The sequence below is a fragment of the Mycolicibacterium gadium genome (assembly GCF_010728925.1).
GTDB lineage: Bacteria > Actinomycetota > Actinomycetes > Mycobacteriales > Mycobacteriaceae > Mycobacterium > Mycobacterium gadium.
The window spans coordinates 4345718-4368674 of sequence record NZ_AP022608.1 but is presented as its reverse complement, the minus strand read 5'-3'; the positions used below and the strand labels follow the sequence as shown (position 1 = coordinate 4368674).

At 65.4% G+C, this 22957-nt stretch carries 26 protein-coding genes; 11 read left to right on the top strand and 15 right to left on the bottom strand.

Annotation, left to right across the window (positions count from 1 at the left end):
• Positions 1–23: 23 nt before the first annotated feature.
• A complete protein-coding gene (locus G6N36_RS29945; RefSeq protein ID WP_163688868.1) occupies positions 24–956 on the bottom strand; it encodes a LysR family transcriptional regulator in 933 nt (310 codons plus the stop codon).
• Positions 957–1070: 114 nt separating this feature from the next.
• Here G6N36_RS29945 and G6N36_RS21555 point away from each other — a divergent pair, with 114 nt between their 5' ends.
• From G6N36_RS21555 to G6N36_RS21545, 3 genes are all read left to right on the top strand, one after another.
• Positions 1071–1775, top strand: coding sequence for an SDR family NAD(P)-dependent oxidoreductase (locus G6N36_RS21555; protein ID WP_163688867.1), 705 nt, complete (start codon positions 1071–1073; stop codon positions 1773–1775).
• A 383-nt stretch (positions 1776–2158) separates the two neighbouring features.
• Positions 2159–3502, top strand: a complete 1344-nt coding sequence (locus G6N36_RS21550) for an NAD(P)/FAD-dependent oxidoreductase (RefSeq protein WP_163688866.1) — start codon at positions 2159–2161, stop codon at positions 3500–3502.
• Between the two features lie 35 nt (positions 3503–3537).
• A complete protein-coding gene (locus G6N36_RS21545; RefSeq protein ID WP_163688865.1) occupies positions 3538–4491 on the top strand; it encodes a DUF5996 family protein in 954 nt (317 codons plus the stop codon).
• Positions 4492–4684: 193 nt separating this feature from the next.
• On the opposite strand, the gene G6N36_RS21540 is transcribed toward G6N36_RS21545, so the two are convergent.
• The 3 genes from G6N36_RS21540 to G6N36_RS21530 form a co-directional block, all read right to left on the bottom strand.
• Positions 4685–5632: an NADP-dependent oxidoreductase gene (locus tag G6N36_RS21540; RefSeq protein ID WP_163688864.1), complete on the bottom strand. Its 948-nt coding sequence runs from the start codon at positions 5630–5632 to the stop codon at positions 4685–4687.
• 120 nt (positions 5633–5752) lie between these two features.
• Positions 5753–6133, bottom strand: coding sequence for a DUF4267 domain-containing protein (locus G6N36_RS21535; protein ID WP_163688863.1), 381 nt, complete (start codon positions 6131–6133; stop codon positions 5753–5755).
• Positions 6130–6606: a DUF1772 domain-containing protein gene (locus G6N36_RS21530; protein ID WP_163688862.1), complete on the bottom strand. Its 477-nt coding sequence runs from the start codon at positions 6604–6606 to the stop codon at positions 6130–6132. The genes G6N36_RS21535 and G6N36_RS21530 overlap by 4 nt, the downstream gene beginning before the upstream one ends.
• 99 nt (positions 6607–6705) lie before the next feature.
• On the opposite strand from G6N36_RS21530, the gene G6N36_RS21525 reads away from it, so the two are divergent.
• Both G6N36_RS21525 and G6N36_RS21520 read left to right on the top strand, forming a co-directional pair.
• Complete coding sequence (locus G6N36_RS21525; RefSeq protein ID WP_163688861.1) at positions 6706–7281, top strand: TetR/AcrR family transcriptional regulator; 576 nt, start codon at positions 6706–6708, stop codon at positions 7279–7281.
• 58 nt (positions 7282–7339) lie between these two features.
• On the top strand, positions 7340–7825 hold the full coding sequence (locus tag G6N36_RS21520; protein ID WP_163688860.1) for a MarR family winged helix-turn-helix transcriptional regulator: 486 nt from the start codon (positions 7340–7342) through the stop codon (positions 7823–7825).
• Here G6N36_RS21520 and G6N36_RS21515 read toward each other — a convergent pair.
• From G6N36_RS21515 to G6N36_RS21505, 3 genes are all read right to left on the bottom strand, one after another.
• Complete coding sequence (locus G6N36_RS21515) at positions 7822–8979, bottom strand: glycoside hydrolase 5 family protein (protein WP_197746612.1); 1158 nt, start codon at positions 8977–8979, stop codon at positions 7822–7824. The genes G6N36_RS21520 and G6N36_RS21515 overlap by 4 nt on opposite strands.
• Positions 8980–9082: 103 nt before the next feature.
• Positions 9083–10246 (bottom strand): ComEC/Rec2 family competence protein, encoded by a 1164-nt coding sequence (locus G6N36_RS21510; protein ID WP_163688858.1) that lies wholly within the window; start codon positions 10244–10246, stop codon positions 9083–9085.
• Between the two features lie 10 nt (positions 10247–10256).
• Positions 10257–10832, bottom strand: a complete 576-nt coding sequence (locus tag G6N36_RS21505; RefSeq protein ID WP_163688857.1) for a hypothetical protein — start codon at positions 10830–10832, stop codon at positions 10257–10259.
• Between the two features lie 89 nt (positions 10833–10921).
• Between G6N36_RS21505 and G6N36_RS21500 the strand changes: the two genes are divergently transcribed.
• Together G6N36_RS21500 and G6N36_RS21495 are read left to right on the top strand one after the other, a co-directional pair.
• Positions 10922–11812 carry an alpha/beta fold hydrolase gene (locus G6N36_RS21500; RefSeq protein WP_163688856.1) on the top strand — a complete coding sequence of 297 codons (891 nt, stop codon included), beginning with the start codon at positions 10922–10924 and terminating at the stop codon, positions 11810–11812.
• Between the two features lie 94 nt (positions 11813–11906).
• Positions 11907–12584 (top strand): HD domain-containing protein, encoded by a 678-nt coding sequence (locus G6N36_RS21495; protein WP_163688855.1) that lies wholly within the window; start codon positions 11907–11909, stop codon positions 12582–12584.
• A gap of 15 nt (positions 12585–12599) precedes the next feature.
• Here G6N36_RS21495 and G6N36_RS21490 read toward each other — a convergent pair whose 3' ends face one another.
• Both G6N36_RS21490 and G6N36_RS21485 read right to left on the bottom strand, forming a co-directional pair.
• Entirely contained in the window at positions 12600–13193 is a 594-nt protein-coding gene (locus G6N36_RS21490) for a TetR/AcrR family transcriptional regulator (protein WP_163688854.1), read from the bottom strand.
• Positions 13194–13203: 10 nt separating this feature from the next.
• A complete protein-coding gene (locus tag G6N36_RS21485) occupies positions 13204–14472 on the bottom strand; it encodes an oxygenase MpaB family protein (protein ID WP_163688853.1) in 1269 nt (422 codons plus the stop codon).
• A 166-nt stretch (positions 14473–14638) separates the two neighbouring features.
• Between G6N36_RS21485 and G6N36_RS21480 the strand changes: the two genes are divergently transcribed.
• From G6N36_RS21480 to G6N36_RS21470, 3 genes are all read left to right on the top strand, one after another.
• Complete coding sequence (locus G6N36_RS21480; protein WP_163688852.1) at positions 14639–15262, top strand: TIGR03085 family metal-binding protein; 624 nt, start codon at positions 14639–14641, stop codon at positions 15260–15262.
• Between the two features lie 34 nt (positions 15263–15296).
• Complete coding sequence (locus G6N36_RS21475) at positions 15297–16883, top strand: phospholipase D-like domain-containing protein (RefSeq protein ID WP_163688851.1); 1587 nt, start codon at positions 15297–15299, stop codon at positions 16881–16883.
• Between the two features lie 76 nt (positions 16884–16959).
• Complete coding sequence (locus G6N36_RS21470; protein WP_163688850.1) at positions 16960–17634, top strand: NADPH-dependent F420 reductase; 675 nt, start codon at positions 16960–16962, stop codon at positions 17632–17634.
• A gap of 32 nt (positions 17635–17666) precedes the next feature.
• Here the strand turns inward: G6N36_RS21470 and G6N36_RS21465 are convergent, their stop codons facing one another.
• Together G6N36_RS21465 and G6N36_RS21460 are read right to left on the bottom strand one after the other, a co-directional pair.
• Positions 17667–17993, bottom strand: coding sequence for a J domain-containing protein (locus G6N36_RS21465; RefSeq protein ID WP_235690133.1), 327 nt, complete (start codon positions 17991–17993; stop codon positions 17667–17669).
• A 562-nt stretch (positions 17994–18555) separates the two neighbouring features.
• Entirely contained in the window at positions 18556–18975 is a 420-nt protein-coding gene (locus G6N36_RS21460; protein ID WP_163688848.1) for an Hsp20/alpha crystallin family protein, read from the bottom strand.
• A 108-nt stretch (positions 18976–19083) separates the two neighbouring features.
• Between G6N36_RS21460 and G6N36_RS21455 the strand changes: the two genes are divergently transcribed.
• Positions 19084–19428: a MerR family transcriptional regulator gene (locus G6N36_RS21455; RefSeq protein WP_163688847.1), complete on the top strand. Its 345-nt coding sequence runs from the start codon at positions 19084–19086 to the stop codon at positions 19426–19428.
• Between the two features lie 6 nt (positions 19429–19434).
• Here the strand turns inward: G6N36_RS21455 and G6N36_RS21450 are convergent, their stop codons facing one another.
• From G6N36_RS21450 to G6N36_RS21435, 4 genes are all read right to left on the bottom strand, one after another.
• Positions 19435–19746 (bottom strand): hypothetical protein, encoded by a 312-nt coding sequence (locus G6N36_RS21450; RefSeq protein WP_163688846.1) that lies wholly within the window; start codon positions 19744–19746, stop codon positions 19435–19437.
• Positions 19747–19751: 5 nt separating this feature from the next.
• Entirely contained in the window at positions 19752–20903 is a 1152-nt protein-coding gene (locus tag G6N36_RS21445) for a hypothetical protein (RefSeq protein ID WP_163688845.1), read from the bottom strand.
• A 91-nt stretch (positions 20904–20994) separates the two neighbouring features.
• Positions 20995–21861 (bottom strand): NAD(P)H-binding protein, encoded by an 867-nt coding sequence (locus G6N36_RS21440; protein ID WP_163688844.1) that lies wholly within the window; start codon positions 21859–21861, stop codon positions 20995–20997.
• A gap of 23 nt (positions 21862–21884) precedes the next feature.
• Positions 21885–22763: a nitroreductase family protein gene (locus tag G6N36_RS21435; protein WP_235690132.1), complete on the bottom strand. Its 879-nt coding sequence runs from the start codon at positions 22761–22763 to the stop codon at positions 21885–21887.
• Positions 22764–22957: the final 194 nt, after the last annotated feature.

Genomic DNA, 22957 nt, shown 5'->3' with positions numbered 1-22957 from the left:
TGCTCGTCGCTGCGGTGGTGGTGTCAGCCGCCGCTCTCGTCGCCGGGCTGATGCGGATCGTCGGCGGGCAACCACACGGATGGGTCACCGAGTCCGAAGTCGCCGACGCCTCGGGTGAATTCGTCGATCAGGGCGTGAATCGCGGGGTTGTCCTCACCCCGCCGCCACACCAGTGACCACGTCCACATCGGTGACGGGTTCACCACGGGTCGACGCACCAGATCTTTCGGCAGTGTTTCGTCCTGGCCTTTGGGATTGTTCAGGACCGCGCGGCGCAACCCTCGCACATGCTCGAAGAACGTCGCTCCGGTGACACCGCCGTCGTCGGTGCGCATAACACGGGCGCCGGTCGCGGAGGCGAACTGCTCTGCGTAGCGATTCCACGACGACCAACTGGCGGCATCGGAGTCGACGAGCACCACGGTGTCACCGGCTTCGACGGGGGACTCGTCGGAACCGGCGGCGAGCGCATAGAGCCGGTCGACCCCGAGGAGTCGCGCCTCGAGCGACAGTTTCTCGAGGTCGCTGTTCTGGACCCAACAGATCGCGAGGTCGAGGCTGCCCTCCGCGACCCGTGCCGCCTGGGCGTGTGACGGCATCACCCAGGTATCCACCCGCAGCTCAGCCACTCCTGCCGCACGCTGCGCCCAGTCGACCGGGCACCAGTTCACGTAGCCGACACGGACAGGCTGTGATTCTCCGAGACCCATTGCCCGCCTGCGTAATTCGTCGGCATCGCTGACCAACTCCCGCGCATCCGGAAGCAAAGCCGCGCCCGCAGGTGTGAGAACGACCGATCTTCGGTCCCTTTCGAAGAGGGTCACCTTGAGGTCTTTTTCCAGGGCTTTGATCTGTTGAGACAGCGACGGACCCGCGATGCGCAGACGCTGAGCCGCTCGGCCAAAGTTCAGTTCCTCGGCGACGGCGACGAAGTAGCGCAGCTGCCGCAGCTCCATCGGGTCAGCCTAATAGCCTCGGCCTCCCAGCAGGGAGGTGATTCGTCTCGTCTGCCAGGCATAGCCGCCCTATCTCGGCACGTTGAGCCGGGCATGGCAAGGAAAGGAACAACAATGAACACTTCGACACGGGTCGCCGTCATCACCGGCGCCTCCCAGGGGATCGGCGCCGGACTGGTTCAGGGTTACCGGAAACTGGGCTACGCGGTCGTCGCCAACTCGCGGACCATCGGCGAGAGTGACGATCCGATGGTGCTCACAGTCGCGGGTGACATCTCTTCCCCCGGTGTCGGCCAGCGCGTGATCGATGCCGCGATGCAGCGGTTCGGCCGGGTCGACACCGTCGTCAACAACGCGGGCATCTTCATTCCCAAACCGTTCACCGAATACACCGACAGTGACTTCGACGCCATCACCGGCGTGAATCTGCGCGGCTTCTTCGAGGTCACTCGTGCCGCGCTGGCAGTGATGCCGACCGGCGGCCACATCGTCAACATCTCCACCAGCCTGGTCGACCAGGCCAACTCGCAGGCGCCGTCGGCGCTGGCGTCGCTGACCAAGGGCGGGCTGAACGCCGCCACCAAGGCGCTGGCCGTCGAATATGCCGGTCGTGGCATCCGGTCCAATGCGGTCGCGCTCGGCATCATCGACACACCGATGCACGACCCGTCCACGCACGCGGCGCTTGCCACACTCAACCCGACGGGACGGCTCGGTGACATCGACGACGTCGTCGACGCCGTTCTCTACCTGGAGACGGCCGGCTTCGTCACCGGCGAGATCCTGCATGTCGATGGTGGTCAAAGTGCTGGGCGCTGAGGAGATCCTGCGCGCGGTACTGGACCCGTGGAGGGACGGAATCGACGCGCACGATCCAGACCGGGTGGCCGGCGTCTTCACTGATGACGCCATCTTTCAGGGGCTGCGGCCGTACAGCGTCGGGCCGCAGGGGGTGTTCGAGTACTACGACGCGCAGCCGCCCGGCATGACGGTGCAGTACCGGATCCTGGAGTCCCGCCGGCTCGGCGCTGATGTGGCGCTCGGCTACCTCGCCGCGGACTTCGCTTTCCGGGACCGGGACACCGTGCACCTCAACATCGGGTCGTCGTCATCCGCACGAGCAAGGACTGGCACATCGCGTCGTATCAGGCGAGCCCGGCAACCCGTGGGTAGCACCCGCCGAAACGGGTACGGACTGCTACATGAGCAGTGGGCGACCTCGAGTTCTCATCATCGGCGGCGGGTTCGGGGGGTTGTTCTGCGCCCGTCGCCTCGGCCGGGTCGACGTGGACGTCACCCTGCTGGACCGCGCAGCGTGCCATGTGTTCCAGCCGTTGCTCTACCAGTGCGCGACCGGAACGTTGAGCATCGGCCAGATCAGTCGATCGCTGCGTGAAGAACTGTCACGCCACCGCAACGTCAAGACACTGCTCGGCGAGGCCATCCGGCTAGATCCCGAGGCGCGGCGCGTCACGGCCCGTCGGCCCGACGAGTCGAAGTTCGACGTCGACTACGACTACCTGGTGATCGCCGCGGGCATGCGTCAGTCGTATTTCGGGAACGAGGAGTTCGCCGCCTGGGCGCCCGGTATGAAGACACTCGACGATGCGCTCAGCATCCGGCGTCGAGTCTTCGCCGCCTTCGAGATCGCCGAGACCCTGCCGCCAGGCCAAGAGCGGGAGCAGTGGCTCACGTTCGCCGTCACCGGCGCCGGCCCCACCGGCGTCGAATTGGCCGGACAGATACGGGAACTCGCGACCCGCTCACTGGCCAACGAATTCCACAGCATCGAGCCGGAGGACGCCAGGGTGCTGCTGTTCGACGGCGGCGACAGGGTGCTCAAGAGCTTTGCGCCGGCGCTGTCCGAACGGGCGTCGCGGATACTGGAGGAGTTGGGGGTCGAGCTGCACTTCGGCGTGCACGTATCCGACGTCCGGCGCGACGGCGTCACGGTGAGCCCGAAAGACGGTGGTCCCAAACAGGATTACGCCACCCGAACGGTGCTGTGGACCGCCGGCGTCGAGGCTGTGCCGTTCGCGAAGCACGTCGCGAAGGAATTGGACGCCGCCACCGATCGGTCGGGCCGCATCACCGTAGACCCCGATCTGTCGGTGCCGGGGCATCCCGAGGTATTCGTCATCGGTGATCTGGCGGGTCGCGACGGGTTGCCGGGGGTCGCGGAGAACGCGATGCAGGGTGGCTGGCATGCTGCGGCCTGCATTCGGCGTGATGTCGCTCAACGCAAGCGCAAGGATTTCCGTTACCGCGATCTCGGGTCGGCGGCGTACATCAGCCGCGGTCATGCGGTGGTGCAGGCGGGACCGGTCAAGCTCGCGGGCATGATGGGTTGGCTCGGCTGGGGCTTCATCCACATCGCGTTTCTCACCGGCGTGCGCAACCGTTTCAGCACGGTCGCGACATGGATGGCGACGATTGCGCGCGCCAACCGCAGCGACCGCTCGTTCATCCTCGGTGGATCCGGCCATCCGGAGGAGCCCTACACCTGGGAGTCGCCCGTACACCAGGGCAACCGTTCGGCAGACTAGCGGCCCCGGCCAAGCGGGAACGCTAGAGTGCGTAGATGACTGATATCACCACGAAAGCGGCTGCGGCATCGGAGAACTGGCCGTCGTTGCGGGTCGATGACTGGACTGCCACGCGTGAGACCCTGCACATGTGGACACAGATCGTCGGCAAGATACGCCTCGCCCACGCACCGCTGGTCAACCACTGGTGGCAGGTCACCCTGTACGTGAGTCCGCGAGGCCTGACCACCTCGGCGATTCCCTACGAAGCCGGCGTCTTCGACATCGAGTTCGACTTCATCGAGCACCGGCTGCACATCCGTTGCAGTGACGGCGGCCTCCGTCAGATCGCGCTCGAACCCAAGTCGGTCGCCGCCTTCTATGCCGAAGTGATGGCTGCGCTCGACGAACTCGGCATCACTGTGCAGCTTCGGGCCAGCCCCAACGAAGTCGATCCCGCGATCCCGTTCGCCGACGACCACACGCACGCCTCCTATGACGCCCAGGCGGCGCATCTGTTCTGGCGTCAACTCGTGTCCGCGGACCGCGTGCTGCACGAATTCCGCTCGCACTATCTCGGGAAAGTCAGCCCCGTGCACTTCTTCTGGGGCGCCATGGATCTGGCGTGCACCCGGTTCTCCGGTCGCACCGCACCCGAGCATCCGGGCGGCGCGCCGAACTGCGGCGACTGGGTGATGGTCGAGGGCTATTCGCACGAGCTGAGCAGCTGCGGCTTCTGGGCCGGGGGCGGTGACGAAGGCGCTTTCTACGCATACGCCTATCCCGAGCCTGCGGGTTTCGCCGATTACCCCGTCAAACCCGAACAAGCCTTCTACAGCACGGAGTACAAGCAGTTTCTGTTGCCCTACGAGTCGGTGCGCACCGCCGCCGACCCGGATCGCGCCCTGCTGGAGTTTCTGCACGCGACCTATGCGGCCGCCGCTGACTTGGGCGATTGGGACCGGGCCGCGCTCGAGGTCGATCCGCTCCGGTGGCGCGACAAGCAGTGACGTCGGCGCCCCGCGGCGTTGAGCGCTTCTGAGGCTTGGCGGTTAACCAACTCATCTGTCGCTCCTTGTCGTGGGATTGGACGTGATTGTCGCGCTTCGGGTGGGATCGGGATAACAAAAACGGACTGGAAGGTCACGAAATATGCTTGGGCTCTTGATTTTCCGTCGCTCCCGTCAACATTTGGGCCCCGTGTCAATTGCTCGTGGCGGCCAGGAGAATCGTCTTTCCCCGCAGACGTCCTGCGTCGGAGTCCTCATGCACGGCCGCGGACTGTTCCAGTGGCCGGCGGTCCGCGACCTCGATGCGCAGCTGTCGTTCGTCGACGCGACCGACCAGCCCCGCCAACTGCGCGGCGTCACTGCGGACGAATACTCGCTGCGAGCGGACTCCGCGGCCGGGGTTCTGCGGCCCGAAAACCATGGTGCCCACGTGGAAGCCGCCGTCGGCGATCGCGCCGATCAACGCTTCGGTCTGCTCGTCGGTTGTGCTGACGAGGTTGAGCACCACGTCGAACGGTGCCCCCTCGATCTCGACCGGCGACGAGCTGTAGTCGATGTAGTCGATCGTTCGGTCGGCACCCAAACCGCGTAGCCGCACGGCGTCACGCTCTTTGGCGGTTGCGGTCACGACGGCGCCGGCCTGCTTGGCCAACTGGATCGCATAGCCACCCACCGCGCCGGCAGCGCCATTGATCAGGATCGTCTGTCCGGCCGTCACACCGGCGACGTCGAAGAGGGCCTGCCACGCTGTCAACGCAGCCTCGGGCAACGCTGCCGCATCGGTCAGGTCCACCGAACGCGGCGCGGCCGCCAGCGACTCGGCCGGCACGAGGGTGTACTCAGCGGCCGCGCCGTCAGCGTCCAGCGGCAGAAACGCGACTACCGCGTCGCCGACCTTCCATCCCTGGACTCCGTCGCCGAGTTCCGCGATCGTGCCCGCGACGTCCACACCCGGGATGTGCGGGAAGCTGATCTCGTACACGTCGGACAGGTAGCCGCCGCGGATACCGGCGTCCACCGGGTTGAACGAAGTCGCCGCCACCTTCACCAGAACCTGCCCCGGCCCAGGTACCGGCCGCGGGGCCTCCTCGTACCGCAGCACATCGCTGCCTCCGTAGCGGTGGTATCGCACAGCCTTCATGTTCTCCTCCTCCAGTAGTGCTTCGATTTCGAAGCATTCAAGTGGAGTAACTACTTCGATGTCGAAGTAATTCCGCGACGCCGGTCTCGGGTGGTCCAGCAACGCGCCTAGGGAACGCGCCTAGGGAAGGAGTAGCAGCGCAGAAGTGATGGGCATGACGACAGCGGTGCCGCCGTGGACTCCCAAGGCGATCGATTTGGCGCCGCCGTTGCGGAGCACGATGGTCGCGTCGGCGATCGGAATGAAGGTCGCTGCCAATATCAGCCAGCCGAGGAGGTGGGTCGCACCGCCGACCATCAGGACGATGACGAACAGACCCGATGCGATGTCGCGCACGCCCTTGGCGCGCAAGTAGGCGTGAACCGACGTCTGCTCTGAATCGGGCAGCACACCGTAGCCGGCGGCCGCAACGCGCGGCGCGACGATGAAGCGTGCGCCGATGAAGATGATGCCCGCTGCGATGAGTCCGGCGAGTGTATAGCCGATGGCGATGGCGGTCACGGGATCATCAGCACTACGCAGAGGGCAGCCACCGCCAGGCCTTGCAGCGCTGCACGGGCATCGATGACGCGATCCCACTTTGTCTGCAGCACACGTCCATTCGACAATGTTGCGCCGGCATCGACGGCCGCTGTCAGTTGTCGATTGATCGGCGCGCTCACCTGTGTGTAGAGCGCTATCCAGGCCAAGAGCAGCAGCAGAGCGGCGCCCGCCGCGATCGTCTGCGACCAATGTCCACTGACGGCGGCCAGCATCGCGCTCGTCGCGGAGGCCACGACACCGAGCACTCCGGGCACACGCATGCGCCGGTCCCCATATCGGTGCACTCGTCCCATGATCGCGACCAGCGCACCGTCGTCGAGCGACGCCAGGGCAGGTCGAAGCACAATCGCGCAGAACACGTCGGTGCCGTATACGACTGCGGTCCCGAGCACCGCGAGCAGTGCGGCGATCCTGGTGAGCTCCAAAGCCATGTCACAGCACCCTTCGGGAGTAGGTGCTAGCAACGCTAACCCCGTTGGATCTCGCTGTCAATAGCGGTGCTATCTGTTCTAGCGGTGCTAGAGTTCGGCATGGCCATCGATGACCGCCGCGAACGTGAGCGCGCCGCCCGGCGGCGGCTGATCGTCACGACGGCCCGCAGGCTGGCCGAGGACGAGGGCTGGGATGCCGTGACCACACGTCGGCTGTCGACTGAGATCGAGTACAGCCAGCCTGTCCTCTACAAGCACTTCACCGGCATGGAACAGATCGCCGATGCGATCGCCATCGAGGGGTTCGGCGAGCTCGCCGAGGTGATCAGGGTCGCTCGCCGCGGGGCAGGCGCGGCGGCCGAGGCGTTGCACACCAGCGCCCGCGCCTACCTCGACTTCGCCCGCGACAACCGCGCCGTTTACGACGCGATGTTCACCCGCACCACCGCGCTACGCTTCGCCGCCGACGACACACCTCCCCAGCTGGAGGCAGCCTTTACCGAGTTGCGTCACGCGGTCAGCCTCGTCACCGACGAACAGGATGCCGACGCGCTCACCGAGGTCTTCTGGGCGACGTTGCACGGGCTGGTCACCCTCGGCCGTACCGGACGACTACGCCCGGGCAACGAATCGGAGCGGCTGGATCTGCTCGTCACCCAATTCACCCGCCGCTGAGAAAGCTGAACACGCGGCGTTACTTATTGCTTCGATGTTGAAACACTAGGATGACGCCATGGCGAGCGGTCTGAAGCCTGCGCAAATGCGTACCTACTTCGCACTGACCGAGGCGGTCAGCCTGCTTCAGCACGCGGTGCAGGAACAGTTGCAGGCCGAGGGCGGCCTCAGCTATGTGCAGTTCGAGGTCTTGGCCAAACTGGTCGACGCCAAGCGTCCGCTCACCATGACTGAGCTCGCCGACGGTGTGGTCTACAGCCGCAGCGGCCTGACGCATCAGGCAGGACTGCTGGAGACGGCGGGACTGATCGTCCGCAAAGGCAGCCCCGATGACAAGCGTGCCACCGTCGTTGACATCACCAAGGCGGGTCGTGCGCTGGTCGCCAAGGTTCTTCCCGGTCACATCGACGTGGTCCGCGACCTGCTGTACGGCGCACTCTCCGACGGCGACGTGCACATACTCGGTGACCTCATGAGTCGCGTGCGCGATCACATGCGTGAACGGCCACCCCGTTCCGCCGCACCGCGAAGACGCGCCCCCTAACGAACGGCGGGTGCGCCCGTCGCAATTCGACCAACCCCTGCGAGCTTCTGGATGACGCGAATCTCGTCGTCATTGTGGGCTCGTCCATCGGGGTGGATCAGATCGCTGAACCACGTGTCAGGGAGCTCGGTGTACGGCTGCTGCCACGAATCCCAGGGCAGATAGGTCTGCGTGCGTCCGGCGACGAACCCCCAGTTATAGGCGCCGACGTTGCGCCGCTTGGCGATCGGAAGAATTCCTTCGACCGTGCTCCCCAAGTTCCGCGCCAGGTACTCGGTGCAGATGATCGGGCGCCCCAGCGGGGTGAGTTCGTCGATGCGGGCGTCGAATTCAGCGGGTTCGGCGTAGCTGTGGAAACTGATGATGTCGGAGTGCTCGAGCTGCAGGCCGGCTATCTTGCTGCGGCTTCCCGGATCCTTCCAGTGGCCCTGCCACACGCCACTGGTCAATGGCTGAATCGGGTTGACGGCGCGCACCCATTGGAAGACATGCGGGAGGAAGGCGGCGACCAGTTCCATCTTGTCCTGGTGCTCGACCTCGCTGTAGTCCTTCGACGGGTTGTCCGGCTCGTTCCAGACGTCCCAGCCGAGCACGCGAGGATCGTTCGCGAACATGCCCACGACGCCGGTGACATAGCTTTGCAGCACGCGGGTGTAGGCCGGGTCCCGAAGACGATGGGCGCCCGGGCTCTGAACCCATCCGGAGTTGTGCACCCCCTTGATGGGTGCGCGTTGACGGCCCGCCTTCGGTAAGGGATCCCAGCACGAGTCGAACAAAACGAAGAGCGGCTTGATCTGGTGCCTCGCTGCGATGGCCACGAATTCGGAAAGCCGGCTGCTGAACCCGGCCCGATCGGTCGCCCACAACTGGTCGTGCAGGAACACCCGCATGGTGTTCATCCCGATGCGCCGGGCCACGCTCAACTCGCCCGCGATGCGGCGCGCGTCGTAGGTGCCCGCCTGGAACATCTCCAGCTGGTTGACGGCGGTCGACGTGACATAGTTCGCGCCAAGCAACCAGCCTTGCTGCGCGTACCAGGCGTTCGCGCGATCTGCTGACCATCGACTCGCCGCAGCGGAGGCGACGGGAATCTTGGTCAGCGCCGCGGCCGCTGCCAGGTACAACGGGAGCTTGAGAGCAGTTCGCCGGTGCACCAGACGACCATAATGTCGCGGACCAAAATGTTTGCTGTCGTGTCTCATGTTGCAACGCAACAGGTTTCAAATCGTTATCTAGCAGCCGAGCGGGGTCGAAAATCTAGGTCCACAGTTTGGCGCGGCTGAAGTCGACCGATTGGGTCGGACGGTCGCCGAAGCGCCACAACTCCCGACGCCGTCCCCGCAGTAGCAGGCCGAAGGATCCGGCGTCGGGACTGTCCGGTGCGGTGGTGGTATCGCTGGTGTAGAAAATGCGCAACTCGGCGTCGGATTTGTGATCTTTGGGCAGCCCGGTGGCAGGGTTCAGCTTGCTCGCGACGGGATCGAGTGCCTCCCGAATGGCTTCCTGAGACACGGTGTGGGGGAAGCCGTATTTCGTGCCGCTGGCAGTCGACGACACCAGGGTGATCGCAGGATGGATGCGTTCGACGAGTTCCAAGTTGACGCCGTGCTTCGACGCATGGTGCGAAACTTTGAAAACGTCGGCCGACAGCAGGTCTCGGTTCCCCGTCGCGGCCGCGATCGCCCTGGCCTGCGCGCTGCCCGATGCCGCCAGGAACGGGAAGTCGGTCGCCACGAACGACCAGGACAACGTCTGGGCGTCGCCGCCGAGGATCAGCGTCGCCGAGGCCGGGTTGGCCGCCCAGTTGGACTGTCCGCCGAGCGAGGCGAGGTCGGCCAGCGCGCGGGCGGGATGCTCGATCCGCAACGAGATCGAGGAGTCGTTGATCTCGACTCCGTAAGTGTCGAAACGGTTTCGCAGGTGAATCGAGGGGCTCAGCACTGTCACCGCGACCTGGCCGAAGAAACGATGCATTCCGCTGGTCGGCTGGGTGTAAACGATGTTCGTGCGGGTACCGATCTCTCGAAGCATGTTCTGGTAGGACGCGGCGGTGTGGAAGAACCCGGGCTCCCACACCTCGGCTACGTGCTCACCGCGGGCCTGAAAGAGTTGGGCCATACCTGCGATGTGATCGTGGTGTGGATGGGTCGCGACCACGAGCGCGATGGTGGCGTCCGCCGGGTTGGCGAATGAAATGAGGCCCACCTGTTCCAGCGTGTCGAGAAGATCGATGACCTTGTCGGTGACACCGGCATCGACGACGATCACCCGGCGGATGCCGTCGGGTCCCAGGGGCAACACAATCACTTGAGCGTCGGCATCTCCGACGCTCAGGCAGAAGTAGACGAGGTCATTGTCTCGGACCGCATCGACGAAGTCGGCCGCGGTCAGTCGGTGGTCCTCCAGCGGCAGCGGTTTCATCGAGGCCCGCTCAGATCGTCGGACGGGCCGTCGCCGGCCCCCCTGGCATTTGGGCGACCTGTTCTGTCACACCCGAATATTCGTCGTCGGCGGCGAGGGTCATGTCATCCACCGGCGGCCGGACCTCGCCCAGCGCTGCCACGGCGACGGCGACCTTGGCCATCGTCCGCGCCTGCGAGGTGATGTCTCGCAGAGCTTCCCAGTCGCTCGGCGACTCCGCAGAGAAACCGTGCACCCAGAATGTGTCGCCGATCCGTAAGGGCCGCAGCATATCTCCGGCCTGGGAGCGGAGCCTGTCGACGACAGCCTGGAGATCATCGGCGTCGAACCAGGCGGCTTCGGGCTGGTCCGGAAACCGGAGCCCGAACTCGTCGACAACAGGCCATGCAGCGAAGACGACCCCGATGGTGTTCCCGACCCGCTCGTCAACGGTCACATAACGATCCGCCTCCGACGGCGGGGTCAACGGCGGCGGCGCGGCCAGACCCTCCGGTCTCTCGACCGTCTCGCCCTCGCCCGGGTGCCAGAGTTGAGCCGGCTCCCGGCGGACGGGTTCTGAAACCTCCACCCGCTGCTGAATCACCATCAGCCACCCCCGCTGTCGGTAATAGGATTATCGCAGTACCGGCGCTACATATCGCCTCGAATCGTCCCAGGGGAGCGGGAGGTTGCGCAATGCCGGGTGCGTACGAGAAACACTTTGTGGCATCGAAAGACGGCACGAAGTTGGGCTTTCGTCAGCTCGGTCACGGCCCCGGCATAGTGCTGCAGCATGGCGGAGCGCTGGGCTCTCAGCACTACATGAAACTGGCAGGCGCTCTTGCTGAAGAGTTCACCGTCTACCTGCCCGACCGGCGCGGCCGCGGGATGAGCGGACCGTACGGTCCGCACTACTGCATCGAACGTGAGGACGAAGACCTCGCAGCCATCATCGCCGCCACCGGCGCGGAGAATGTCTTCGGCGCCGCTGACGGTGGCCTGTTCGCGCTACATGCCTCGATGTCCGTTCCGGCGATACGCAAAGTCGCTGTCTTCGAACCGGTCCTGTTCGTCGGACAGCCGGACCTCGACAAGTTCAAGACCACCATCGACCGTGGGCAGCGTCTCGTGGACAGCGGCGACATCGCCGACGCGATGGCGAGTCTGGCCAAGGGTGCCGCCGACGGCGACCCCCGGGTACAGCAGGTCGCCGCGCCGCTTCGTCTGTTGGGCACGATCATGACTCAGCCGCTGATCTGCCGGGCGATCCTGTGGGCCGACGCCAAGAGGGTCACCGGCGACGACGCCTCGCTGCGTGACTTGATCATCGCGTGGAAAGAGGAGTTGAACGTCGTCAAGTCGACCGAAGGCACCCTCCTCGACGACTACCAGAACGTGACCGCCGACGTTCTACTTCTCTGCGGCACAGGCGCTCCCACACTTTTCACCGGCACCCTCGACGCGTTGCAAAGCGTGTTGCCCGCGGCGACGCGCATCGAACTTCCGGGGCTCAATCACGGCGGCGCACAAGATTCCGGCGGCAATCCCCGAGTCATCGCTGATCAGTTGCGGCGATTCTTCGCCTAGAATGCAACCGCGACCGAGCGAGATGTCCGGAATCCGGCGCTTGTTGGCCACATAGGAACTGGCGCATATGTTTCGGTGGGGGCACCGTGGCGGTATGACCGATCACGTAACCACCGACACGGCACAGTGGGGCTTGCCCGATTCAACAGTCTGCGCTGCGGCGGTCGAGCTGGCCTCCGACGTCTCGCCAGACTTCCTGCACAACCATTGCGTGCGCAGCTATCTGTTCGCTCGGGAACTGGCGGCTGCTGACGGATTGCGCGGCGGCGTCGACTATGACGAAGAGGTCGTGTTCCTCGCGTCGGTTCTGCATGACCTCGGCCTCACGAAGTACGGAGCCGGCGATCAGCGATTCGAAGTCGAAGGCGCCGATGCCGCAGCGCGGTTCCTCCGTGAGCAGGGCCTCACCGACGACCGAGTGACGACGGTGTGGCAGTCGATTGCGCTGCACACCAGCATCGGCTTGGGGCACCGTTTCGGTACCGAACAAGCCGTCTGCCACAGCGGGATTGACCTCGATGTCGCAGGCTCACAGCGGGACCGTCTACCCAAGGGTTTCGCTGATCGCGTCCTCGCGGCATGGGCCAGACACAACCTCGGCTTCGCGATCACCCAGGCTATCGCCCGCGGCACTCAAGCCAATCCGATGAAGGCTCCGCCGTTTTCATTCCCCGCCCATGTCCACCAGCTCGTCAATGACGCGCACCGACTCACGTTCGCGGAGGTGGTGACGAACGCCGGTTGGGGCGATGAGTTCGCGCAACCGGGATAGACGAAGCCGGCGCGTTCAGCCGCGCGTCCCGGTGAGTCCGACGACCGCCAGACGGGCTGCGTTGTCGGCGATCTCGTCGACTGACGCCTTCGTCCGCGCGCCGTCGCGCCATTCGGTCGTCGAATTGCACATCCCGATGATCAGTAATGCCAGCGATGTGGGCGGGCCGTCGAAGAACACGCCTGCGCGCTGACCGTCCTGGATGACGTCGGCGATCCGGTGAATGTATGCCGAGATCCCGTCCTGCAGCGGTTTGGCGCGATCGCCACTCAACTTGTTGAGTTCGTTGAACTGGATACGGAACCGGCTCGGGTCAGACGACACCACCCGGACGTGATTGCGCACGAGCTCGGCCAGTTTCACTTCCGGCGAGCTGTCGGAGTCGAAGATGGGGCCCGCCGATGACGTCATCGCCTCCCCCGCCTCGGCGATCAGCTCATAGAGAATGTCGTCTTTGGCACGGAAGTAGTGGTAGACCGCTTGGCGCCGGAAGCCGAGTTCGTCGGCGATCTGCGCCAGATTGGTCTCGCGGTATCCCTGCTGAGCGAACAGCGTTGTGGCCACCTCGAGAATCTGATTCCGACGCGCCGCTTCCCTGGGCCCGACCACGGTGTCGACGCTAGCGCGAAAGCGTCTCGACTGGGCTGAAGCTGCCCCGGCCGGTGCCGAGCGTGCGCGCGTTCTCCGCGCGGCGCCACGCCCGGTGCCGATCATCGATTCGGCGCGCGATAGCCGGAACATGTTGACACGCCGTCTCTCTGATGAAGTTCGGCACGAAGCGCGCCAGCGGAGCGTAACGCCACGGCCCGACCGGCGGGAACCCTGACTTCGTGTAGGACGCGGGCGTGTAGAAGTACGCGTGACCTAGCTGGGCGCGGTAGTTGAGCTCGGCGGCCAGCCGCTTCACACCTCTGGAGTCCGCCGGGGGCTTGTAGGTGTCCATGAACGACCAGCACAGAGCGCGACTGTCGTCGTCGTCGCTGGTGCGTTGCGCCAGCGCGATCAACCGCATCGCTCGATAACCGTCCTCGATCGACTCCGGGTACCACGGCGGGTCGACGCCCATCACGTAGCCGATGTAGCGCTGCAGGTGCATGAGCGCCACGATGTCGTCGTCGCTGGTGCGGTAGCCCAGACGTTTCAGGTCATGACCGGGAATCACCGAGCCGGCCATCAGCGTGCTGAACATGTTGAACTGACTGATGGGCACCCCGAACCGGGCACGGTCCCACTCTGCGTGACCGACGATCCGGGACCGGATCATGCAGTGCAGCAGCCGCACTCGCAGCGACGTCAGGTAACCGGGGTTATCGCGTCGCATGCCGTCGGGTTCGCTGGTGTCCGTCCAGTGCTTGCAGGTCTCCCAGAATCTGTTGAGGGCGGAGTTGCCGGTGTAGGCGCCGGTCAGGATGAGCGGCTTGGTCACCGATGGCGTTCGGTAGCCCGAGAACGTCGCCATGCCGAAATAGGGGTAGAGCTCTTTCCCGTACCGCCGAAAGACTCGCGCGCCGCGATCGAGAAGGTCCCAGTCCAGCCAATCCGGTTCGGTGTTGATCTGGTCGAACAACGCGATCAGCGCCGGCGACGGATCCGTGACGGCGTCGACTCCGTGCTCGAGGGCGGTGTTGAACTCCTCGCGCGCCGCGCGGACCGACCCGCGGCTGCGGGCATCCGCGTACCACGCGTCGCCGAGCCGGTCGCCGGCATCGAGGCTGCGACCCATCGCATCGGCTAGGTCATCATCGAGTGTCACGTCGACACCCGCGAGCTTGGACAAGCGTGCGGTCAGGGCGCCGGCGAAGGGCTTGTCCTTGACGTCGAAGTACACGAACTCGCCAGGGAAACGCTGGGTGGCAAGCGGGGCGGGGCTGGTCGGCTCGACTGTCATCTCGACTCCTGATCGGTACTGGCTGATGCTGCGACGGTATCGCCTTGCTTGCGCGCAAGCAAGCGGGTTCACCGGCAACGTGGTGGAGGTCACGACCTCTCGGTGAATCGGCCGAGCGGAGTCGACGTCCCCCGAAGGGCCCGCGGCGAGCGGTTAAGGTCGGACAATGTCGGTCGCCAGCGAAGAACGCGCGGCACTGGTCCATACCCTGCGGACGGTCGGCCCCGACGCACCGACCGTGTGCCCGGGGTGGACAACTCGACAGCTCGTCGCGCACCTAATCGCCCGCGAGCGGCGACCGGACGCTCTGTTGGGCATCGGCGTGCCGCGGTTCGCCGAGCGACGACATCGCATCGAAACGCAGATCGCCGCCGGCCACAGCTGGCCTGAGTTGGTCGATCGATTGGCGTCCGGCCCGCCCCCCTACTCGCCGCTGCGCTGGCTCGACCGCGTCGCCAACATCCACGAAATGTTTGTCCATCACGAAGACGTTCGTCGCGCCGCCGGCGGGTGGACACCTCGAGCGCTCGATGACGGCACCGTCGGAGCGCTCCGGCGCCTGACGCGTTTTTTCGCGCCAGTCCTCATGCCGGGCGTGCCCGCACGGGTCGCACTCCTCGAGACGGACGGTGCCGTGCTCGCGCGGTTCGGGACAGGCCCTGGGGTCACGGTCACCGGCGCCCCCGGCGAGTTGCTGCTATTCGCCTTCGGCCGCAACGACATACGCGTCGAATTCAGCGGTAATGCCGAGGTCGTCGACGCGGTGCGACGTGCCGAGCGACGATTCTGACCGTGCGGGATGAACGGCAGCGTGAGGACGTTCCATGAGCGACAGACGGTCTGAACCACCCGATCGCATTCTGAGGCCCGGCGAAACCTGCTGGCGCACCGCCCGCTCGGATCGCTTCAGCCGCATCGTCGACGGTGCCGATTACCTCGCCGATGTGAAGTCGGCGATGCTGCGCGCCAGGCGCCGCATCATGCTGATCGGCTGGGATTTCGATTACCGGACCGCCTTCGAGGCCGACAAGAAATCGCTGCCCGGCCCCAATCACCTCGGGACCTTCCTGCACTGGCTGGTATGGCGGCGGCCGGACCTGCGGGTCTATCTGCTCAAGTCGAATCTGCGGTTGCTGCCCGCCTTCGACGGATTCTGGTTCGGTATTGCACCGGTCGGCCTGCTCAATGTGATCACCCCACCCCGCATGCACTTTGCGGTCGACGGCGCACACCCGCCCGGCGCGGTCCACCATCAGAAGATCGTCGTCGCCGATGATGCCATCGCATTCTGCGGCGGCATCGACCTCACTCTTGGACGCTGGGACACGCGGATGCACCTGGGTGACGACCCGCGCAGGAAAGGAGCGGGGCAACCCTATGGACCGCGGCACGAAGTGGCGACGGTCTGTGACGGTGACGCGGCAGGCGCCCTCGCCGAGCAGGCGCGCGACCGTTGGCACGCCGCCACCGGCGAGCTACTCGAGCCGATCGCGGCACGGCGCGATATCTGGCCGCCCGCTGTCGTGGGGCTGTTGCGTGACGTCGACATCGGCATTGCACGAACGCTGCCCGCGTTATCGGAACGCGAGGAGGTCAGAGAGGTCGAGGCACTCAATCTGGCCGCTGTCGCTGCTGCCAAGGACGTCATCTATTTGGAGAACCAGTATCTGGCTGCACGCAGGTTGGCCCGGGCGCTCGCCGCGCAACTGGTGAAACCCGAAGGGCCGGAGATCATCATCATCCTGCCGCGAAGTTCTGAGAGCAGGCTGGAGCAGCAATCGATGGACAGCGCGAGGCAGCGCCTGCTTCGGCTGCTGTGGGACGCGGACACTCACGGTCGCCTGGGTGTGTACTGGCCGGTGGCCGCCGGCGGTGTTCCGGTCTACGTCCACTCCAAGGTGATGGTGATCGATGACCGCCTGCTGCGGATCGGGTCGTCCAATCTCAACAATCGGTCGTTGGGCTTCGACAGCGAATGTGACGTGGCTCTGGAAGCGGTGCCTGGTGTGAGCGGCCACGAGGTGATCGCCGGTGAGATCACCTACGCGAGAGACGATCTGCTGGCGGAACATCTCGGCGTCTCCGTCGAAGATCTCCGTGCCGAAATCACCAGCCGCGGCTCACTTCTCGCCGCTGTCGATTCGTTGCGCACCGTGGGCCGGTCGCTCCGCAAGTTCACCCCCACCATGACATCAGCCGACGCAGGTCCCTTTGCCGAGAACGATCTGATGGACCCCCCAAGCGTCCCGGAGTCGATAGCTCAAGGCGTCTTCAGCTTGGTCACCGGAGCGGCGTTGTGGCCGCTGACCAGGCTGGCGCCCCAGGCCGTCTCGACCGTGCGCTCGCTTTCCGACGCCGCAACCGCACTGCGAAGCGTCGCGGAGTCCCTGCGAGACGACCCCGACGAGTGATCGGCGGCGAGATGCGGAATAGCGAGCACGTGCCCTCCGTTGCGCCCACAAGAGTCGCAACCACACGGAGGTCGTCATGCAGATCGGAATCATCGGGGCGGGTCATATCGGCGGCACATTGGTGCGACGGTTTCGCGAACTCGGCTTCGACGTGAACGTGGCGAATTCGCGCTCTCCGGAAACCCTCGCCGACCTGGAGAAGGAGACCGGCGCGACGGCGGTGTGGGCCAAGGACGCGGCGGCCGATGCCGACCTCGTCGTGATCAGCATTCCGCAAAGGAACGTTCCCGACCTTGCCGACGGAATCGTTGACGCCCGCAGACCGGGCGCCCCGGTGATCGAGACGAACAATTACTACCCGCAACAGCGAGACGGCGAGATCGCGGCGATCGAGGATGGTCAGGTCGAAAGCGCCTGGGTCGCAGAGGAAATCGGCGCGCCGGTGTACAAGGTGTTCAACGGGATCTGGTGGAAGCACCTGCTCGAGAGCGGCCGTCCGACCGGCTCACCTCACCGAATCGCACTGCCCATCGCGGGAGAGGACGGCCCCGGCCGCGAGTTGATTCACGGCATCGTCGATCGCCTCGGCTTCGAGCCGGTGAACGCCGGTCCGGTATCCGAGTCGTGGCGTCAGCAACCGGGAACACCGGTGTACGGCAAAGACTTCAACGCCGACGACACCCGCAAGGCACTCGCCGAGGCGACGCGGGAACGTACGCCTGAGTGGAGCGCACGCACTGGCGTGAGCTGACCCCAGCAGCCGTCGGCAGCAGGGCCCGCGCGTCAACGGTGCCGACGTACCGGCCCGGCCCGAAGCGGCGGCGTCGGGTCGCGCGTCGGGGCCTCACCGGAATCATGATGTCTGACAGTGATGTTCACTGGGCCAGAGGTGACCGTAGGTTGCTGCGGTGCGGCGGCCGGGGCGTGGGTGCGCAGCCTCGAGTAGGCGGCCAGCACCTGTTGCAAACGGGTGTCGGCTCCCTGTGCCGACATGGGGTCGCGCGTGTCGGGGTGAGTCGCGAGCAACCGGGCACGAAACGCACGGACGATTTCGGCCTGCGACGCGCCGGGCGACACTCCCAGCACGGCGTACGGATCTTCGGTGTTCACCGCATTCTCCTGCATGAGAAAGCGTCTGAAGCGGGGCCGGGGGTTCCCGGCCCCGCCACTCAGATTGGGCGTTGGTGTCGTAGCCGCCGCGCGTGTCAATGCCATGTCGATGGCAGGTCGCCGTGACCGGCGTCTGTCGGTCTGTGCGATTCGACGTTCATGAGACCTGGGCGGCTTGGCTGAACTTGTTCGAAATTGTTCGGAGACTTCGGAAAAGCATCACCTCCCTGATAGTCCTGACACATTGAGAAACACCGTCGCACCCGGGGTGCGGAGGCGATCTCTGGGTAGGCCACACGCGCGCCTGCCCTCGTTGTCTTGGTGCCACCGCGCACCCGCCCGCCGAGAGACCGAGGCCCGGGCGCGGGTCAGTGGCCGCCGCCACCGCGGTGCCTATCGGAACTCGCCGAAGCGCGGGCCTCTCACGGGTTATCGCGTCGTTCGGGTCCGCGCTCTGCTCCTCGAGAATGCGTATCCACTCAGCCTCGACGACCGCTTCGGCTTCGACGAGTGGCTCGACTGTCCATGCAATGCTCGTTGGCACGTCGCTCACCACCCGATGTCACGCGTTGACGGACTTCTTCTCGTCGCGGGTGGAGATCTGGATCCTTCGCGGCTTCGCCCTCTCCGCCACCGGGATGGTCAGCCGGAGAACACCGCCGCTGTAGTCGGCCTCGATCCGTTCGGTGTCGAGCGTTTCGCCAAGAAACAGCTGCCTACTGAAGACACCTCGTGGGCGTTCCGCCGCAACCATTTCGCGCTCGCTGTCGAGAGCGGGGCGTTTGGCGTGCACGGTGAGCACGTTGCGTTCGACGTCGAGATCCAGCGAGTCGGGGTCGACGCCGGGAAGGTCCAATTCGACGACGAACGTGTCACCCTCGCGCCACGCGTCCATCGGCATCACGGCGGGGCGGGCGGCGGTGCCCAGCACCTGCTGGGCGAGGCGATCGACGTCGCGGAATGGATCGGTGCGCATCAACATGTCTACCCTCCTCGGCCGATAGATCTATGGCTTGTGCCATAAATTTCTTATAGCACCCGATGCAGCAGTGTGCAAGGATGTTTGGGGAGATTTTTGGACGGAGGGTTTATGCGCGAGGAGTCGGCGGACCGATCGGCGCGCGGCGTGTACGGCATCTCCGTGGCCGCGGAGTTGACCGGAATCGACCCGCAGACGCTGCGGCTCTACGAGCGCCGCGGACTACTCACGCCCGCACGGACCGACGGCGGGACGCGACGGTACAGCGACGACGACGTCGTCCGACTGGAGCGCATCAGCCTGCTCGTCGGTGCGGGCGTCAATCTCGCCGGCGTCGCCCAGATTCTGGATCTGGAGCACCGAAACTCGTTGTTGGAAAGCGACAATGGGCATCTCCGATCGGAGAACACCAGGCTGCGCGAACAGACCCGGACCACCCGTGACCGGCAGGGATGACGGGACCTAGTTGCAGCCCCTGGTGTCGAGGAGCGAGCATGGCCCCACGGGACCGCGATTGTCCGGCGGCGGGTTCGGTCCGTCCCAGATCATCGGGCCCACGTTGCCCTGGCCCCAGTTGACGATGTAGAAGGTGTGGCAGATGTTCCAGTCCCAGTTGGGCGGACCGGGAGAATTGAAGGGACCACCCGGTCCTCCGCCTGGGTCGTCACCGGGGCACCACGTGCGTGGTTCTGACGGCGGGGCCGCCAGGGCGGGGGCCGCGCTCAGCCCCAAGGCCGCGAGCGCTGCGAAAGTTGTTGTCAGAACTGCACTCACTCGATTCATCGTGAACTCCTGTCGCCGCGGTGTTGCAGATGTGATGCCAAGCCGAATGTCTCGACAAGGGTCAGCCAATCGGTCCCCGAGACCTCGTAGTCGGCGCGCGCGGCAACAGTGGGCACACCACCGGGCCATGCGAACCGGAAGTCCAAACCCATTGCGGTGTCGCGGCATCCAACCGTCAGCGGTTCCATACCGGGAATGGTGATGCGCATCCCGGGTGACGTGGACCAGTAATCGGTCGCCGCATCGCTCATCGCATTCCCGAGGGTGGGGAACCAATGCCGCCCTTGCATCGGGCGGAACACCACCGGCTGTGCGCTCACCTGCCGGGGTGAGACGGAGGCGATGACCGCTGCGGTGGTCGGATCGATCACTCGGATCGAGTTGACGCCTATGTCGATGGCCAGCCGGGCTGTGCTGAGGGAACGGGTGAACTGCCACTGCTTACGGATCGAGAACGAGCTGATTTCCTGTAGTTTCAGCGAATTCGTGAACAGCAGGCAGCGGGTTGGTTCGTCGGCGCTTGGCCGTCGGACATCCAGTCCGCTGCGGCTGCTGACGATGGCGAGCAGCGCGTCGAAGTCCTCTGCCGACAACCAGGCGTCGACGTCAATCGGCAAGCCATAGCCCGCGTCGGGCGCATCGAGCCGAGTGCCGGCAGCGACACGTCGGTCTCGACCACCGAGAGCGAATCGCTTTGAGCCGCAGTGTAAGTGCAGCGCCGTGCCCATCGTGTGGCCACCGGTCACACCCCAGGTCCCCAGTTGCGCTTCGGTGAAGGGATACACGTCGCCGGGCCGGGTGGTGACTGTAAGGGCGTCGCTCGTGGCGGACACCACGATCTTCTTGTCTCGAGACCAACGGGTCCAGCCGTAGACACCGCCGAAGAGGAGAACAAGCAGGCCCAGCTGCAGTCCGTGCGTTGACGCTCGTTGGATCCACTCCGACCCATCCTCGGTGAGCGACTGCATGCCGAAGAACAGGGCCCAGAGCGCTCCCGTGAAGGCGAAAACCCCGACGATCGTGAACAGATATGCCTTGGCGGGGTTGTTCTGCCAGGCGGGGGTGGTGAAGGAGGCGACCTTGGATCCCCAGAAGGGTGGCTGCGCGACGAACTGGCGCGCCGCGCCTGAATTGTTGTTGGCGTTCATGTCGTGCCTCCCCTACCGCGTTTCTGTCTTGTCGCGAGTAGAGCAGCGCCACCTGGCTACCGATCCCAAGAATTCAACGCCGTCGATGCGGCTATGTCCAGGCGCGTTCATGCCAGCGCCACGCCGAGTCCGCAAGGAAGTTGCTCAGCGAGCGCGGCGGACGACCCAGCAGTCGTTCGACGTCACCGGTAATCGGTTGATTGCGGCCGAACCTGGTCAACGTGTACACGGCGGCCATGAATCCGATCGTGTCCCAGCCGACTCCACGGTGGCGCAACCGCCGCGCGAAAGCAATGAGGCTCGGATCGGTGTAGCGGATCGGGCGGCCCAGCGCGACCGTCAGCTCGGTGGCGACCTGTTTCATGGTCAGCGGGGCAGGGCCGGTCAGGTGATACACCACGTTGCGGTGGACGGTCGTGTCGGCGAGAACCTCGGCGGCCACCTCGGCGGCGTCACGGGCGTCGATGAACGTCGTCGCACCCCGGCCGGCCGGAATGAACAGCTCCCCCGTGTCCACGATGTCGGTGCCGTGGGTGGAGATGGCTCGGTGCAGGTTCTGCATGAAGAAGCTGCACCGCAATACGGTGTACGCCATCGACGAACTCCGGAGCGCGTCCTCCACCTTGTAGTGCGGGATGAATTTGGCCCGGTCGGCGCCGAATACCGAAACATAGACGACGTGGCGGCACCCGGCCCGCTCGGCGGCATGAATGAAGGGGATGATCGCCCGCCGAGCGGCGCGATTGCCGGGCAGGGGGAACAACAGGAACAACGCGTCGACGTCGGCGAGCGCCCCGGCCCATGTCGTCTGATCAAAGAAATCCAGGTAGACGCGTTCCGGAGTGCGGTATGCGGCCAGGTCCTCGCGATGTCGGCTGCCGACCCGCCACGCTCGGTCGTAGTGCGCGTCGAGCACGTCGACCAGTTCGTGGCCGACGTTGCCCGTCGGCCCGGTCACCAGCAGCATTCCAGGCCGAGCCGTCAGACCGTCCACACCGTTGTCTCCGCGACCGACCGTCGCGAAGGAACGGGACACATGACGGCGTTCGCCGGTGTGGGGCCCAGCCGAATGAGCGTCTGGGGATGGGCTTCAGCGTCGAACAGCTCGCACGCGAGCGCCAACCTTTCCCGCATGTCACTGATGGGTTCGGTCAATGCGCACGAGGCCAGCCCCATCACTGTCGCTGACAGCAGAAGATGGCTGAGCGCCTCTCCCGCGCGCAACCGCATGGTGTCGTCGTCGGTCTCGGTGGCAAGGACCAGCAGCGTACCGTCGACGGCACCGGGGCGCGGGCCGTCCTCGACGTCGCCTCCGTATCGCAAGCGAATTGCGCCTTCCGGCAACCGCATCCAGTGCAGTTTGGGCACCACGCTCATCTGCACACCGTATCGGGCGGCCCGGATGAGCAGCAGCTCCAGTGTTGACGGTGGTAGGGGGGACGCCGCGTAATCGCGGCGGTCCGACCTGCGTCGCGGGATGGCGGTCGCGAGTTCGACGACAGCGTCGGTAGGGGCGCGGTCGATCAGCTCGAACGAAGCCACATGCCCGTCGTCGGGAAACCGGCGGATGCGCGCCTGCCATCCCGCTGCGGCCAAGCTCACCGCACAATGATTCAGAATCGAGCCACACCCCAGCAGAACGTCGCGCCGGCCCGCATCGCTGTCGAGACCCGCACGGCCCCAATCGGCGGCCAGGTGTAATCCTGAGCCGTCGACCTCCCAACGCCAGGGCTGCGAGTTGCGCGCCGACGGCGCCCACGCGGCGAGTTCGAGTACTCGTTGCAGCGTGGCGGTGTCGGGAAAGTCGCTTGGCAACGCCGTCTCCATCGTGACGTCCGGTGCGGGCCTGTATGGTCTCACACTCGGCGGGGCTTCAGCGGCGTTTGCGTCCCTGGCATCACCCACGATGGGCCGTCGCGCAACCACGTTCGGGCGAGGCATAACGGGAACGCTTGCCTTTCAGCGGAATTCGTTGCAAAAAGACACGTGCCGGTTGGGTTCTCGGGACTGGTCTAGGGTTTCGGGGTTCTCGAAGTAGTCCGGATCCCGGTTGG

Bases quoted from the DNA above. Each gene is read 5' to 3' on its own strand.
- G6N36_RS21555 (WP_163688867.1), top strand. From the start codon at position 1,071: ATGAACACTTCGACACGGGTCGCCGTCATCACCGGCGCCTCCCAGGGG.
- G6N36_RS21505 (WP_163688857.1), bottom strand. From the start codon at position 10,832: ATGGTGATTCAGCAGCGGGTGGAGGTTTCAGAACCCGTCCGCCGGGAG.
- G6N36_RS21525 (WP_163688861.1), top strand. From the start codon at position 6,706: ATGGCCATCGATGACCGCCGCGAACGTGAGCGCGCCGCCCGGCGGCGG.
- G6N36_RS21550 (WP_163688866.1), top strand. From the start codon at position 2,159: ATGAGCAGTGGGCGACCTCGAGTTCTCATCATCGGCGGCGGGTTCGGG.
- G6N36_RS21455 (WP_163688847.1), top strand. From the start codon at position 19,084: ATGCGCGAGGAGTCGGCGGACCGATCGGCGCGCGGCGTGTACGGCATC.
- G6N36_RS21520 (WP_163688860.1), top strand. From the start codon at position 7,340: ATGGCGAGCGGTCTGAAGCCTGCGCAAATGCGTACCTACTTCGCACTG.
- G6N36_RS21545 (WP_163688865.1), top strand. From the start codon at position 3,538: ATGACTGATATCACCACGAAAGCGGCTGCGGCATCGGAGAACTGGCCG.
- G6N36_RS21470 (WP_163688850.1), top strand. From the start codon at position 16,960: ATGCAGATCGGAATCATCGGGGCGGGTCATATCGGCGGCACATTGGTG.
- G6N36_RS21510 (WP_163688858.1), bottom strand. From the start codon at position 10,246: ATGAAACCGCTGCCGCTGGAGGACCACCGACTGACCGCGGCCGACTTC.
- G6N36_RS21460 (WP_163688848.1), bottom strand. From the start codon at position 18,975: ATGTTGATGCGCACCGATCCATTCCGCGACGTCGATCGCCTCGCCCAG.
- G6N36_RS21445 (WP_163688845.1), bottom strand. From the start codon at position 20,903: ATGAACGCCAACAACAATTCAGGCGCGGCGCGCCAGTTCGTCGCGCAG.
- G6N36_RS21485 (WP_163688853.1), bottom strand. From the start codon at position 14,472: ATGACAGTCGAGCCGACCAGCCCCGCCCCGCTTGCCACCCAGCGTTTC.
- G6N36_RS21530 (WP_163688862.1), bottom strand. From the start codon at position 6,606: ATGGCTTTGGAGCTCACCAGGATCGCCGCACTGCTCGCGGTGCTCGGG.
- G6N36_RS29945 (WP_163688868.1), bottom strand. From the start codon at position 956: ATGGAGCTGCGGCAGCTGCGCTACTTCGTCGCCGTCGCCGAGGAACTG.
- G6N36_RS21500 (WP_163688856.1), top strand. From the start codon at position 10,922: ATGCCGGGTGCGTACGAGAAACACTTTGTGGCATCGAAAGACGGCACG.
- G6N36_RS21495 (WP_163688855.1), top strand. From the start codon at position 11,907: ATGACCGATCACGTAACCACCGACACGGCACAGTGGGGCTTGCCCGAT.
- G6N36_RS21480 (WP_163688852.1), top strand. From the start codon at position 14,639: ATGTCGGTCGCCAGCGAAGAACGCGCGGCACTGGTCCATACCCTGCGG.
- G6N36_RS21475 (WP_163688851.1), top strand. From the start codon at position 15,297: ATGAGCGACAGACGGTCTGAACCACCCGATCGCATTCTGAGGCCCGGC.
- G6N36_RS21540 (WP_163688864.1), bottom strand. From the start codon at position 5,632: ATGAAGGCTGTGCGATACCACCGCTACGGAGGCAGCGATGTGCTGCGG.